General features: G+C 64.6%; 16 protein-coding genes. 14 read left to right on the top strand and 2 right to left on the bottom strand.

The genetic code is table 11. The features are described from left to right. Positions 1-4: 4 nt before the first annotated feature. The gene (locus tag HY058_14900) at positions 5-487 is read right to left on the bottom strand and encodes a helix-turn-helix domain-containing protein (GenBank protein ID MBI3498584.1); all 483 of its coding nucleotides are present in this window, start codon (positions 485-487) and stop codon (positions 5-7) included. Positions 488-817: 330 nt separating this feature from the next. Between HY058_14900 and HY058_14905 the strand changes: the two genes are divergently transcribed. The 11 genes from HY058_14905 (at position 818) to HY058_14955 (ending at position 9,707) form a co-directional block, all read left to right on the top strand. After that, positions 818-1,384, top strand: coding sequence for a hypothetical protein (locus HY058_14905; protein MBI3498585.1), 567 nt, complete (start codon positions 818-820; stop codon positions 1,382-1,384). An 18-nt stretch (positions 1,385-1,402) separates the two neighbouring features. Continuing rightward, complete coding sequence (locus HY058_14910) at positions 1,403-1,654, top strand: hypothetical protein (GenBank protein ID MBI3498586.1); 252 nt, start codon at positions 1,403-1,405, stop codon at positions 1,652-1,654. Between the two features lie 54 nt (positions 1,655-1,708). Then, positions 1,709-2,581, top strand: coding sequence for a hypothetical protein (locus HY058_14915; protein MBI3498587.1), 873 nt, complete (start codon positions 1,709-1,711; stop codon positions 2,579-2,581). A gap of 556 nt (positions 2,582-3,137) precedes the next feature. Next, complete coding sequence (locus HY058_14920) at positions 3,138-3,557, top strand: mercury transporter MerT (GenBank protein MBI3498588.1); 420 nt, start codon at positions 3,138-3,140, stop codon at positions 3,555-3,557. Positions 3,558-3,586: 29 nt separating this feature from the next. After that, on the top strand, positions 3,587-3,895 hold the full coding sequence (locus HY058_14925; GenBank protein MBI3498589.1) for a cation transporter: 309 nt from the start codon (positions 3,587-3,589) through the stop codon (positions 3,893-3,895). A gap of 51 nt (positions 3,896-3,946) precedes the next feature. Continuing rightward, a complete protein-coding gene (merA, locus tag HY058_14930; GenBank protein MBI3498590.1) occupies positions 3,947-5,395 on the top strand; it encodes a mercury(II) reductase in 1,449 nt (482 codons plus the stop codon). Positions 5,396-5,440: 45 nt separating this feature from the next. Then, complete coding sequence (locus tag HY058_14935; GenBank protein MBI3498591.1) at positions 5,441-5,680, top strand: hypothetical protein; 240 nt, start codon at positions 5,441-5,443, stop codon at positions 5,678-5,680. Further along, the gene (locus HY058_14940; GenBank protein MBI3498592.1) at positions 5,677-6,906 is read left to right on the top strand and encodes an adenylate/guanylate cyclase domain-containing protein; all 1,230 of its coding nucleotides are present in this window, start codon (positions 5,677-5,679) and stop codon (positions 6,904-6,906) included. Before HY058_14935 ends, HY058_14940 begins: the two co-directional genes overlap by 4 nt. Positions 6,907-7,055: 149 nt before the next feature. Beyond that, positions 7,056-7,457 carry a MerC domain-containing protein gene (locus tag HY058_14945; GenBank protein ID MBI3498593.1) on the top strand — a complete coding sequence of 134 codons (402 nt, stop codon included), beginning with the start codon at positions 7,056-7,058 and terminating at the stop codon, positions 7,455-7,457. Between the two features lie 91 nt (positions 7,458-7,548). Then, entirely contained in the window at positions 7,549-8,895 is a 1,347-nt protein-coding gene (locus tag HY058_14950; GenBank protein ID MBI3498594.1) for an NAD(P)/FAD-dependent oxidoreductase, read from the top strand. Positions 8,896-8,948: 53 nt separating this feature from the next. Beyond that, the gene (locus tag HY058_14955; protein ID MBI3498595.1) at positions 8,949-9,707 is read left to right on the top strand and encodes a hypothetical protein; all 759 of its coding nucleotides are present in this window, start codon (positions 8,949-8,951) and stop codon (positions 9,705-9,707) included. Positions 9,708-9,923: 216 nt separating this feature from the next. Here HY058_14955 and HY058_14960 read toward each other — a convergent pair whose 3' ends face one another. Further along, positions 9,924-10,502, bottom strand: a complete 579-nt coding sequence (locus HY058_14960; GenBank protein MBI3498596.1) for a DUF924 domain-containing protein — start codon at positions 10,500-10,502, stop codon at positions 9,924-9,926. Between the two features lie 129 nt (positions 10,503-10,631). Here HY058_14960 and HY058_14965 point away from each other — a divergent pair, with 129 nt between their 5' ends. The 3 genes from HY058_14965 (at position 10,632) to HY058_14975 (ending at position 13,970) form a co-directional block, all read left to right on the top strand. Continuing rightward, complete coding sequence (locus tag HY058_14965; GenBank protein MBI3498597.1) at positions 10,632-11,630, top strand: DUF1611 domain-containing protein; 999 nt, start codon at positions 10,632-10,634, stop codon at positions 11,628-11,630. After that, complete coding sequence (locus HY058_14970; protein ID MBI3498598.1) at positions 11,627-12,631, top strand: dipeptide epimerase; 1,005 nt, start codon at positions 11,627-11,629, stop codon at positions 12,629-12,631. Before HY058_14965 ends, HY058_14970 begins: the two co-directional genes overlap by 4 nt. A gap of 163 nt (positions 12,632-12,794) precedes the next feature. After that, positions 12,795-13,970, top strand: coding sequence for a dicarboxylate/amino acid:cation symporter (locus tag HY058_14975; GenBank protein ID MBI3498599.1), 1,176 nt, complete (start codon positions 12,795-12,797; stop codon positions 13,968-13,970). Positions 13,971-13,982: the final 12 nt, after the last annotated feature.

Here is a 13,982-nt window from a genome sequence, read left to right on the forward strand (position 1 = left end):
CTCCTCAGCGTGCGCGCGACGATGCAGCCGAACGCGGAGAGGCGTTCGGCAACGGCAGGCGCGTCCGCGGATCGAACAATACGTCGATGATCGGGCATTCAGGCACCTTGCCTCTGCTGCAATGCGACGCCATCGTCTCGAGCACGTTCTTGAGCTTTCTTAGGTCCGAAATCTTCCGCTGGATCTCGCGCACGTGCTCGAGCACCAGGGCTTCGACCTGCGCGCAGGTGTACTTGCCGCCGTCGACGAGGCGGAGCAGCTCACGAATTTCCTCGAGCGTGAACCCTAGGTCCCGGCTCCGCCGGACGAAGTTCAGCCGCTTGAGAAGAGCTTGGTCGTAGAGGCGATGGCCGCTCTGGCTGCGGGGTGGCGGAGGCAGAATGCCGATTTGCTCGTAGTACCGGATCGTCTCGATATTGCAGCCGGTCCGGACGGCGAGCGCGCCCCTGGTTAGAAGTTTCTCGGCCTCGGCCTTGCTGCTCGCCATTCTTCTCGCTCCGAAATCCTGTAGTCGATACAGACCATAGTCTCCTGGCGCTGGCCCCGCAACGACCGGGCCGACGTCGCCGTGCGGCCACCCGGATCGCATTGGCGTCCGATCAACCTTGCCTCGCCCTCCCCTTCGCAGAAGGTTCGATCAAACTCACAAACATGTGCGTTCCGCACCGAAAATTCTCCTTGAACCTGTACCTACTACAGAACCCATGTTGCAGGCGTTGGGCGGCATCATCGTGCGGAAATGCTGGTACGAACAAGACCGGCGTGACCGGTCTTCGGTCTGCCGAGGCAATGACACCGGTAAACGGAGGAGTGAACCATGAATGTGAACGGTGGGCTCAGCTTCCTCGGTAATTCGATGCCAAATGCGGCAGCTTCTGCCCCCGACAAGACCCCGGTTATCGGCAGTCTGTTCGTGGGATTCCTCGGCTCCTTGTGTTGCGGCGGTGGTTTGGTTTTCGGAGCGATCGGGTTGGGCGCTTTCTACAGCGCGCTCCAGATAGCGCGGTACATACCCGAGGCGCTGGCCGGCAGTGCTGTCCTGATCCTGCTTTTGAACTGGCTTTATTACCGACATAGAGCCGTGAGCCTTCTGGCCGGGCACGCGAACTGTGATTGCAGCAGCTTGCGCCGCGCCGCGCTATGGAGCGGCTTTATGGGGCTGGTGATGATGGCGCTGAGCTTCGTATTTCTTGAGTGGCTCAATCACGGCGTCATTCATGCCGGGCATTTCATGCATGACCCGTCATACGCCAGCGCCATGATTCCCGGCGTGCCGAACGTACATCTGGGGTATCTCGCGCTTACGTACCTTGCGCTCCCCGTGCTTGCGATCCTGCCGTTCCCAAGAAATCCGGAGCGATCCTCGCTGGAAGGCGCTCAATAAGTTCAACGGGAGGCCGCCATGAATGAGAAGCCTGTTGCCGGTCTTTTCACCGTCATCGCCTCTGTGCCGCTCCTCCTGTGCTGCCTCGGGCCGGTCGTCCTTGGCTCGGTTATTGGTGGAATAGTGAGCTTGCTGGGCGGGCTCAATCCGGCAGCCGCCGTCGCGAGTGCTCTCGCCATTGGAGTTGCCGTCTACGCGATCATTCGCTGGCGGAAGGTCTGGGTTCGCCGATGCGCATTGAATGGTCGGATCGAGCCGACCGTTGGCTGATGAGTCAGGTCGGAAGGACCGCATGAAACTCATCTGCAAGGGAGGAATAGCAAAATGGGTAACAGCATGGCGCCGCCATCCGTCTTCCAAGCGCTGCGTGGCGCTCCACCTTCTATCGACTTCTGGCTGCCGCGGTGCTGTGCGTTGTTGGCGACGGCCATTGGCCCACTGCCGCTTGTCCTCGATTTACGGTGGAACGTCTCAATGGCAAGCACAGGGCCGGTCCTGTGGGCCCTCTCTGTCGCTCTGGTCGTCGCAGCCGGGTTGCTCGCGCACCGCAACAACGACCGCGGACTGTTGCGTACGCTTTTTGTCGCCCTGTTGGGCGGCACGCTTGCCACCAACACCTATGACACCTTCCGATTCTCCGGCTTCAGCGGGGGTGTTATCGCGATGGACGAGGCTGGCGATTTCGGCGGCCGACTGACAGGGCAGATCGCACCCGGGCCAATGCATCATGGAAGCGGCAGTGATCACATGGGCAAGAGTACTCATGTCGGAAGCGGTCCGGGGCCCTCAGAGGCGGCTCATGACACGGCAACTCAGCATGCCGGCGCCGGCATGCATGCCCAGAGCGAGCCAGGCGGATCACAGGCGATGCAGGGGTCAGGCGGCGAGCACGCAACCGACAGTATGGATCATGAAGGAAAGTCCGCCGGCCAACCTAATTCGGTAAAGACCATTTTGATCGGCTATGCATGGCACATTTGGGCTGGCGTGATGTTCAGTTTGGCCTTCCTCATTCTGTTCAGCGCGCGCCACTGGTGGATGCCGATCCCATATATGGTTCTCTTCATTTATCCGGGAATGGTCTTTGCCATGGGAGCGGACACGACCGCCAGCTTCGTGTGGGAGGCTGCAGGTCACGCCGCCTTCGGTGCGACCCTCGGCGCCGTAGGCTGGGCATATCTGAGCCGTGCTTCCTAAGCATGCGTCACTGTCGGGTGGCCGTGCGCTTGGCATGACCCTGCTATTCAGCTGCTAAGCGGCGGTTGCGGCGACGCGGCCACCGGGACGTGATCGCCACAAGCATGATGAGGTCGCCATGAACGATAAACCTGTCGCCGGTTTTGCGACCGCCGCAGTGGTCGCGCCGCTCGTTGTTTTATGCTGCCTGGGTCCGGTTGTCCTCGTTTCCGTTCTTGGCGGTGCAGTCACCTGGTTTGCCGGGTGGGGACTCGCCGAGGCGGCAGCCGGCGCTCTCGCGGTCGGCCTTGTCGCTTACGGGATTCTCCGTTGGCGAAGGGCGCGGCTCCGGCAAGATGGTGCGCAAACACATACGTCCGGGCAGGGCCGGCATGCGCTCCCGACGCTCGGCCCGAAGCGATAACGTCGCGCGGCCCTGAGCCATTTGCGGCAGGTGACGAGGCTGGCAGCAAACCCTCCTCACAAATCTGTGTTCGCCGTCACGAATTTTCTTGTTGAACCTGTAGCTCCTACAGGACCTATATCGTTCTCAGCCGTTGCCAGGAACCGAAACGCGATGGACAGCACCGTGCAGCACACACTGGGGGGCACGACCTCGGCATTGCGTGACCGAAGCCAGGCCGATTCCTCGACCCACAAGGCGGGATTGATGTCGTTGGGCGGCATTCTGGCGGCCCTTGGCGCAGCTTCGTGCTGCGTGGTGCCTTTCGCGCTGTTCACGCTCGGGATCAGCGGCGCCTGGATCAGCAACCTGACGGCCCTCGAGCCCTATCAGCCGATCTTCGCCGCCGTCACGCTTGGCTTCCTCGGCTATGGATTTTACCTCGTCTACCTCAAACCCAAGGCCGCCTGCGTCGAGGGCTCCCACTGCGCCAAGCCGAGCTCAGGCCGCATCGCGAAGATCGGGCTGTGGACGGCGGCGCTCCTCGTCATCGTCGCCCTCGGCTTCCCTAAGCTCGCACCGCTGTTCCTCTGATCGATCTTCTAGCCCGAAGGAGAGACCCCATGCTTCGACACATCGCCGCTGCTGCTGCCCTTGCCGTGATACTTTCGCCCTTGGCGGCCCAGGCGGCCGAAAAGATCGTCGTCCTGAATGTCGACAATGCGACCTGCGGACTCTGCGGGCCGATCGTGAAGAAGACGCTCTCGCGGGTGTCTGGCGTCAAGGCGGTCGAATTGAACGAGGGATGGTTCAGCTCGGGTGCCGTAGCGACGGTCACCTTCGAGGATACGGTCACCACCGTGGCCGCTCTCATCGCCGCGACGACCAAAGCCGGCTATCCGTCGCGCCCGGCGAACTTGGCGACGCAGTAACCCACCTCAAGCCACTGGAAGCGTCGGACGGAGCGCTCTGAATTTGAGGGAATGGGACTTTACATGACCATGCACGACTGTTGCGCAATCGAAACCAATAAGCCGAACGGCCGATACGATCTGGCCGTCATCGGCGCGGGCTCGGCCGGCTTCTCGGCGGCCATTACGGCGGCCGAGCTTGGCGCCCATGTCGCCCTCATCGGGCACGGCACCATTGGCGGCACCTGCGTCAATATCGGGTGCGTGCCGTCGAAGACCCTGATCCGGGCGACGGAGACGCTCCACCATGCGGAGACGGCCGCGCGCTTCGCGGGCATCCGGGCGGAGGGCCGGATCGCGGACTGGCGCGCCGTGGTCCGGCAGAAGGACGAGCTGGTATCCTCGCTCCGCCAGGCGAAGTACGTCGACCTGCTGCCCAGCTACAACACCCTCGCCTATCTGGAGGGTCAGGCGCGCCTGGTGGATGGCGGCGTTGCCATTGACGGTCGCTTGGTCAAGGCCGCGAAGATTGTTGTGGCGACCGGTGCTGCGCCCGCGCTTCCGCCCATCCCAGGCATCGAGGCAGTACCTTATCTGACCAGCACCACGGCGCTCGAGCTCGAGCGGTTGCCGAAGTCCCTGCTCGTCATCGGCGGCGGCTACATCGGTTGCGAGCTCGGCCAGATGTTTGCCCGTGCGGGCGTGAAGGTGACCATCGCGTTCCGCACGCGTCTGCTGCCCGAAGCCGAGCCGGAAATCGGCGAAGCGCTGACCCGCTACTTTCGGGATGAGAGCATCGTCGTCCGCGGTGGGCTCACCTATCGGGACATCCGGCAGGGGCCGGACGGGGTGACGCTTTCCGTTCTGGCGGGCGGCGCTGCGGAAAGCATCGAGGCCGAGCAGGTCCTTGTCACGACCGGACGCCAGCCCAACACGAAGAGCCTGGGTCTCGCGGCGGCCGGCGTGGAGCTTCTGGCGAACGGCGGCATCAAGGTGGACGACCGGATGCGAACCTCCAAGCCCGGCGTCTACGCCGCCGGCGATGTCACGGGGCGCGATCAGTTCGTCTACATGGCGGCCTATGGCGCCAGGATCGCGGCAGCGAACGCGCTCAATGGCGACAGCCAGCGCTACGACGCCGCGGCCATGCCGGCGGTCGTGTTCACCGACCCGCAGGTTGCCAGCGTCGGCCTGACGGAAGCCAAGGCGCGCCGACAAGGCTTTGAGGTGAAGACCTCCGCGCTGCCGCTTGAATACGTCCCTCGGGCGCTCGCCGCGCGCGACACGCGCGGCCTCATCAAGCTCGTCGCCGAGGCCAAGAGCGGCAAGCTGCTCGGTGCCCACATCCTGGCGCCCGAAGGCGCCGACAGCATCCAGACGGCGGCGCTTGCGATCAAATGCGGGCTCACGGTCGGGCAGCTCGCGGAGACGATATTCCCCTACCTAACGACGGTCGAAGGACTGAAGCTTGCGGCTCAGACCTTCAACAAGGATGTCACCAAGCTGTCCTGCTGCGCCTGAAAGGGCAGCGTTATGGCGCGAGGCTCCGGAATCGGACTGGCCCCCATGATCGCCGCCAAGGTCGTCTGCTGTGGTGGTCTCTGCCTCGCCGCGACCGGGACACTTTCCGGCTTCGGCGCTTGGCTGACCGGAAGCGGCCACGTATGGATCGGTGCCGCGGTTGGGGCTCTTCTCATCGCGATCGCGCTGTGCTCAATCGCCGTCGCTGCAGGGCCGATGGCCAACATGGCGCAAATACCGCCCTTGGACATCGCGCTCGTCCGGTCTCGTGGGCCGGCGCTATGAGTGTGCCTCTGGGAGCAGAGGTATCCAGCGCTGGTTTCGATAGCTATCGGGAAACCTGCGGCTCGGCCGACCTCGCGCTGGCGCTTACGCAAGCCGCCCTCAAGTCACAGCAGACGGAAGCCTTTGTTAGCGCGGCGGGACGCACGTTGTCCGATTCGCCTCTTCGGGCGGCACGATTGTTCGTCAGCATGCGCGCGCTCCACCCGGCCTTCCGCGCCCGCACTTACCTCTGGGAGCAGGACACCGGATACGTCCGCACGGTGGAATGGCCACACGGTCTTGAAAATCGCCCAGGCTATTACGATTCGCCTGATCACCTGGTTCATCGGACTGGCTCGGAGCTCCGTGTCCGCCGTCCGGGCATGAGCGGTGAACACACATGCGACCTTTACGGGACGTTGCGAGCACAGGGCTACACCGACTACCTGATCGTCCCGCTTCTCCTAGGCGACGGCACGATCAACACCCTGTCGATTGCCACGAGAGAGCCGGCCGGCTTTCGGGACCACGACCTCGATTGGCTCCGCGAAAGCGCTCCGTTGTTCACCGTCATCCTCGAGCGTCACACCGCGCTCGAGGCGCTGGATGCCGTCTTGGAGGCGTATCTCGGACGCGGCGTCGGCGAGCAGATCCTGCGCGGGAAGATCCATGCCGGCGATGGCGAGCTGATCGACGCCGCGATCCTGATCGCCGATCTGCACGACTTCACCCAGCATGCGGCGCACCTTGACCCGGCAGCCACGGTAGCGCTGCTCAACCGGTATTTCGACTGCCTCGTAAGCCCAATCCGGGAGCACGCCGGCCACGTCCTCAAGTTCATGGGCGATGCGGTTCTCGCATTCTTCCCTGCCCTGGCGGCCGAAGCGGCGCCCGACCCGCTGGCCGCCGTCGGTGCGATTCGCCGGCGCCTTGCCGCGCTGAACACCGTTCGCTCAAGCGCAGGACAAAGGCTGCTTCGGCACGCTCTCTGCGTTCATTACGGTCAGGTGCTGTACGGCAATATAGGTTCGACCGAGCGGCTCGACTTCACAATCATCGGGGAAGCGGTTAACCTTACGGCGCGTGGCGTCGAGGCAGCGAAGGAGCTCGGCGTCGAGTACCTCTTCACGGGCGCTTACGTGGAGCGCTTTGGCGCGGTGGGCCTGACATTCTCGGGTCACCGGATACTGAGGGGTATTCCGCAACCGGTCGAGATGTTCACGCCCGCCGGTGATTGGGCGTGCTGAGCCATTGCGTCTCGGTGCTCTGGCGTCAGTCATCGTTATGTGCCGGGGGCCCGAGGTTGCTGTCGATGGGGACGTTCGCGGTTAACCCAACCTTGCTCCGGAAAGTCGGGAGTGTACCGCTTGCGAGCAATCATCAACGGAGAGGCATCATGATCGCGAGCACGACCGAGCATCCGACTAGCGGATTTTCGAAGCGGAATCTCGACAAAATCGGGGTCGGTGGATCAGTCTTCGCGGCGCTCTGCTGCCTTGGCTTTCCGGCCCTTATCTCCGTTCTATCGGCGATCGGACTGGCGTTCATCCTGAGGGATGCGGTCCTGATCCCGCTGTTGCTGGTGTTCCTGGCCGTTACCCTTTACGGGCTGTATCTCGGAATTCGCCACCACCATGAGCCCTGGGCTCTGATCCTGGGCGGGGTTAGCGCGGCCGTGACCTTCGGGTTCATCGGGATCGCGCCGAATGGTGCCCTTGCCGGCGTCGGCATAGCCGGCCTGGTGGTCGCCAGCCTTCTGAATGTCTGGCTCAGGACACGCCAGTTGCGAGCCGGATGATGCCAAGGCGTCACCACCCTTCTGGCGGGACCGAGGTCGACCTTGATCGCGGTTTCCGTCAGCCTGCAAATCTCGTTTAGATGGTGGCTAGATGGCCAAAACGTACGACCTTGTGATTGTCGGCTCCGGCACGGCGGCGCAAGTGGCAAGCGCGCGGATCCGCGCCGCCGGATGGAAGGTTGCTGTAATCGATCACCGTCCGTTCGGCGGCACCTGCGCGCTGCGGGGTTGCGATCCGAAGAGGATGCTGATCAGCGGCGCCGAGGCCATCGACGCCGTCAAGCGCATGCGCGGGCACGGTGTGGCGGGTGAACCGCGGCTCGACTGGCGCCAGCTGATGGCGTTCAAACGCAGCTTCACCGACCCGGTTCCGCACAAGCAGGAAGAACGCTACGCCGAGAATGGAATCGACACCTTCCACGGGCTTGCCCGGTTCAGCGGTACCGATGCTGTCGCCGTCGAGGGCCAGGAACTCAAATCCCGTTACATTCTAATCGCAGCCGGCGCGCGTCCGGTCCCGCTCGACATGCCCGGCGAGGAGCATGTCGTGACGAGCGATCGCTTCCTCGAACTCGATGCGCTGCCCGAGCGCATCGCCCTGGTGGGCGGCGGCTACATCGCCGCGGAATTCTCCCATCTCGCCGCGCGAGCCGGCGCGCGGGTAACCGTGTTCCAGCGCGCCGAGCGGATGCTCCCCGCCTTCGACCCGGATCTGGTCGGCTGGCTCATGGCGAGATTCGACGAGCTCGGCATCGAAGTGCGCACGCGCTCGTCGGTGCAACGCATCGACAAGACGGCCGATGGCTTTCTCGTGCATGCCTCGACCGATGGCCAAACACAGATGGTGGCCGCCGATCTGGTCATACATGCCGCCGGCCGCGCGCCCGATCTCGACGCGCTCGATCTCGCTGCCGCCGGAATCGCTGCCGAAAAAGGCCGGCTGAAGCTCAATGAGTACCTCCAGAGCGTCTCCAACCCCAAGGTCTACGCGGCCGGCGATGCGGCAAACAGCGGTCCGCCGCTGACGCCGGTATCGAGCCATGATGGCAAGATCGTCGCCCGAAACCTGCTCGACGGCAATCGACACAAGCCCGACTACCGAGGCGTGCCTAGCGTCGCGTTCACGATTCCGGCGATAGCGGCTGTGGGCCTGAGCGAGGCGGAGGCGCAGTCGAAGGGGCTGAAATTCCGTGTTAACTCGGAGATGGTATCCGAATGGTACACGGCGCGACGGCTAAATGAATCGGTATACGGCTTCAAGACGCTGGTCGAGGAGGATACCGACCACGTCTTGGGCGCCCATGTCGTAGGCCCGCATGCCGAAGACGTCATCAATCTCTTCGGTCTCGCAATACGCCACGGTCTGACGAGCAAAGATCTGAAGTCGACGATGTTTGCCTATCCGACGGGCGCCTCGGATATCGGCTACATGCTTTAGCCAATGGTCAACTCGTTCAAAACGGCCGGCACGGCCGGTGGAGAGGCCAAAAAATGCACTTGCAGGATCTGCCATCCGTTGAGCTGAGGCCGGGCGTTCGGCGCCCGGATTGGTCGGCGATTACTAAGCCTGCGGCGCAGGAAGCCCTCTTGCGTCGTGCCGTCGCGCGGTCGGGCCTCATGGCAAAGTGGTCGACCGAGCTGGAGCCCGGCCAGGATTTGGCGTGGCGGACGGTGCTGGAGCTATTTGCCCGCCTCGGACGGGCTCCCCGACTGAAAGAAATAGCTTCGGAGCTGGATATGCCCGAGGAGAAGCTCGCAGCCGTGCTCCACCAGCTGCACGGCCGCGACCTCATCGGGGTCGACGAGAACCAAAGCGCGATCGTGCACGCTTATCCCCTCGCTCAGCGTGATACGGGTCATCGCGTCGAGCTCAACGGGGTGCGCCTAAATGCTCTGTGCGCGGTCGATGCGCTCGGTATGGGCTCAATGTATCGGAGGGACGTGGCCATTCAATCCGCCTGCAGATGCTGCGGAACGGAGATCCGTATTACCACCGCGCAGCGCGGGACGGCGCTCGCGAGCCGCTCTCCGGCCGGTTCCGTCGTGTGGTACGACCATGCTTACGAGCAGACGGCCGCGGCTTCGTGCTGCCCGATGATCGCCTTCTTCTGCAGCGACGCGCATCTACAAGTATGGCTGACGCGGCAGGTGCCGGCCCGCATCGGCTGCCGGTTGGCGCTCGATGAGGCATTTGAGGTGGGCCGGGCGATCTTCGGCCCCGTTCTGAGCCCGGCAACCAGTCCGGTGTAGTCTCAGCGCGTTTCTTAACACCGACGCAAGCGCGGATCTCATTCACCCTCCAATGTGCCGGCAACACCACCTTGTGCTGAGGTGTGGCCAATCGTGGTGTTCGCAAAGCGGTGACGAACTTCGTTATCGCCTCTCTGACCTTCCTCTCCGGCGCCTTCTATTCGATCGGCGGCCTCCCGCCCGCGTTCAAGCAGAGCCTGACGCGACCCTTTCTCATCAGAAAGACGATCCGGGCTCGGCGAGGAAGTTGGCTTCGGCCTCGGTGGTCTCGCGGCCCAAGGCGGCGTTGCGATGGGGGAAGCGGCCGAAGCGTTCGATGATGCCACGGTGCCGGATCGCGTAGTCGACGGTGGAGGCGAGGCGCGGATCCGCCTCGGCCAGCTTGCGGTAGAGCGCGACCGAGCGGTCCTGGTCGGCCGGCATCTCCGAATGCTGGAACGGCAGATAGAAGAACTGTCGCTGCACCGGGAGAAGGCGCTCATCGAAGCCGCGGGCCAAGGCCTGCTCGGCCACCCAGCGCGCCTTCGTGTCGGCGGCAAAGGCCTTGGCTTGGCCGCGATAGAGGTTGCGGGAGAACTGGTCCAAGAGGATGGTCAGCGCCAAAGCCCCTTCCGGATCGGCGATCAGCCGGTCATGGGCACCCTCGCGGGCGCGGGCGAGCTCGTCTTCGAAATGCCGGCGGATGGCCGCATCGAAAGCCGGGTCCTTGCGAAACCAAACCTCGCGGGTTGCGCCGAACTCGGGCGAGCCCGGCGCCCCGAACCAGAAATCGAGCAGACTGCGCACCAGGGTCATGGCGCCGGTTTCCGAGGTTGGGCGTGCGGCATTGGCGAGGCTTCGGCTTCCGCTTTGCAATCCGACTTTTTCCGATAATATTGCCGGCCGTTTGGGGGCCGGGACGGTTCCGGCCCGGAGAGGTGGGGCATGAAGATCAGGCATCCTTATCTGTTGTTCATCGGCGATGCGCCGGACCAGCTTGCCGCCAAGACGGCCAACGGCGTCAAGGTCTGGCGTCCGAAATGGTGCCTCGGTCAGTTCCGCTTGGAGGGCTGCAAGGTCGATCTCGGACTGCCGGACATGTCCATCGATGCCGCGGCCAAGGCCGGGGTCAAGAGCGTGCTGGTCGGCGTCGCCAATCGCGGCGGCGTCATTCCGCCGGCCTGGGAGGCGCATCTGGTGAAGGCGGTCGAGCGCGGCATGGACGTCGCGAGCGGCCTGCACAAGCGCTTGAGCGATCTGCCGCGGCTGGCGGCCGCCGCCAAGGCCAATGGCCGCACCCTGTTCGATGTCCGCCACCCCGACCGCGACTTCCACGTCGGCACCGGCATCAAGCGTCCGGGCAAGCGCTTGCTCACCGTCGGCACGGATTGCTCCATCGGCAAGATGTTCACCTCGCTGGCGCTGGAGAAGGAGATGCAGGCCCGCGGCGGCAACTGCGATTTCCGCGCGACCGGCCAGACCGGCATCTTCATCGCCGGCTCGGGCGTGTCGATCGACGCGGTCATCTCCGATTTCGTCTCCGGCGCGGTCGAATTTCTGGCCCCGGCCAACAAGCCCGATCACTGGGATTTCATCGAGGGCCAGGGCTCGCTGTTCCACGCCTCCTATGCCGGCGTCACCTTGGGCCTCATCCATGGCTCGCAGCCGGATGCCCTGGTGCTCTGCCACGAGTTCGGCCGTCCGCATATGCGCGGGTTGCCGGGCTACAAGCTGCCGGACCTCGCCACCTGCATCGCCGCCAACATCCAAGCGGCCAAGCTCACCAACAAGCACGCCAGATGCGTCGGCATCTCCGTCAACACCCAGTCGCTGCCGGAGAAGAAGGCGCTCGCCATCCTGAAGCGCACCGAGGACAAGCTGGGCCTGCCCTGCGTCGATCCGTTGCGCACCGGTGTGGGTCCGATCGTCGACAGGCTGATGTGAGCCAAGCCACGCTCACCGTCCGGCGCGAGGTCTTTCCGATCCGTGCCGGCGGCTTCTCCACCAGCCGCGAGGCCGCCGCCGCCAAGCCCCGCACCGAGGCCGAGGTGGTGACGGCGGAGATATCCGAGGGCGGTTTCACCGGCCGCGGCGAATGCGTGCCCTACAAGCGCTATGGCGAGAGCATGGACAGCGTCGTGACGCAGATCGAAAGCGTGCGCGCGCTGGTCGAATCCGGCGGCGGCCGCGCCAAGCTGCAAGCTGCCTTGCCCCATGGTGCCGCCCGGAACGCTGTCGACTGCGCCTATTGGGATCTGGAAGCCAAGCGTGCGGGCAAGCGCGCCTGGGCTCTGGCAGGGTTGCCGGAGCCGAAGTCGGTGGTGACCTGCTATACCTTGAGCGTCGACACGGCGGCGAAGATGGGCGAGGCGGCGCGCGCCAGCGCCACCCGGCCGCTCCTCAAACTCAAGCTCACCGGCGAGGGCGATCTCGAGCGCGTCAGGGCGATCCGCGTCGGCGCTCCCGGCGCGAGGCTGGTGGTCGATGCGAACGAGGCTTGGACCATCGAGCAGTATCAAGGCTACGCCCCGGAGCTGGCGAAGCTCGGGGTCGAGCTCATCGAGCAACCCTTGCCGGCCGGCAAGGACGGCGATCTCGCCCGGGTGCCGCACCCGGTGCCGGTCTGCGCCGATGAGAGCTGCCACGACCGCGCCAGCCTATCCCAGCTCAAGGGCCGCTACGAGGCGATCAACCTCAAGCTCGACAAGACCGGCGGCTTGACCGAGGCCTTGGCGCTGTTGGACGCGGCGCGCGCCGCCGGCTTCGAGATCATGGTCGGCTGCATGGTCGGCACTTCGCTCGCCATGGCCCCGGGCGTGCTGGTGGCGCAAGGGGCACGCTGGGTCGACCTCGACGGTCCCCTGATCCTCGCCCGCGACCGCGAGCCCGGCCTCAAATTCGAGGGCAGCATCGTCCACCCGCCGGAGCCGGCGCTCTGGGGGTAGCGACGTAACTGCCAACGCCCCCGCAACCGGCTCGACACGGCTAGCGGCCTCGGATCTACTATCGCCGCCGAAACGCCCGATGAAGGCGAAGACGAGAAGGGGGCAGAGCATGACGACTGAAAGTGCCGGCGGCGGGCGGGTCAGCGTCGCCTTGCCGTTGCAAATGTTTTTCGGGCTGGTGGCCGGGCTGCTGCTGGCCTTGACCTGGCCATCCGCTGCGGCCTCGCTGCAGCCGATCGGCACGGCCTTCATCGAGGCGATCAGGATGATCATCATCCCGCTGATCGTCTCCTCGGTCAGCTTGGGCACCTACAAGATGGGAGCCAATATCCGCCAGCTCGGCCGGGTCGCCGTCGTCAGCTTCAGCTATTTCTATTTCGCGACGTTCTGCGCGATCGTCATCGCGCTGGTGCTCGACGGCATCGTTCATCCCGGGATCGGCGCCGGGCTCGTCCCGACCGGCAAGATCCCGCCCAATCTCGCGGTGTCGATCGACTGGATAAAATTTCTGCTGGATCTGATCCCGTCCAACATCGTCGCCGTCATGGCGGCGGGGAGGCTGCTGCCGACGCTGGTGTTTGCGGTCCTGTTCGGGGTGGCACTTGCCGGCATCGGCGCGCGCGCGCGGCCGGTCGTCGACCTTTTGGAAGCGATCATGGCGGCGATGTTCCGCCTGACGCAGTGGATCATCGCGCTGTCGCCGCTGGCGATCTTCGCGCTCATGGGGTTTCTGTTCGCGACACAGGGCCTGGGCGCGGTGCTCGGCCTCGCCAAGCTGATCGGCCTCATGTATGTCGGGCTCGCCATCGAGATCGCGATCTTCTGCGTCATGCTGACCGCGATGGGGGACCGCCCGCTCTACGTCTTCCGCCGGATCCTCGAGCCGCTGCTGCTCGCCTTCACGACGCGCTCCTCGGAGGTGACGCTGCCGGTCCACATGAAGATCCTGCAGGAGATGGGCATCCCGAACAAGATCGTGTCGGTCGTGTTGCCGCTCGGCTACAGCTTCAACCAGGACGGCTCGATCCTGTACCAGGCGCTCGCCGTCACTTTCATGGCCGAGGCCTACAACGTCGCGCTCGATTGGCCGGCGTTGCTGACGATCCTGATCACGGTGCTGATTGCGAGCAAGGGTGGGGCCAATATCCCCTCGGGCTCGCTGGTGATCCTGGCGACTGTCCTGACCGCGATCGGGCTGCCGGTCGAGGCGATCGCGCTGGTCGCCGGCGTCGATGCGTTCATGGATATGGGCCGCACCGCCGTCAACGTGCTGGGCAACACGGTCGCGACCAAGCTGGTGACCCGCTTCGGCGGCAGCGCCGCACATGAGACGGCTTGACCGAGACCATCC

The sequence above is a fragment of the Pseudomonadota bacterium genome, assembly GCA_016195085.1.
In the GTDB taxonomy this organism is placed as follows: domain Bacteria; phylum Pseudomonadota; class Alphaproteobacteria; order SHVZ01; family SHVZ01; genus JACQAG01.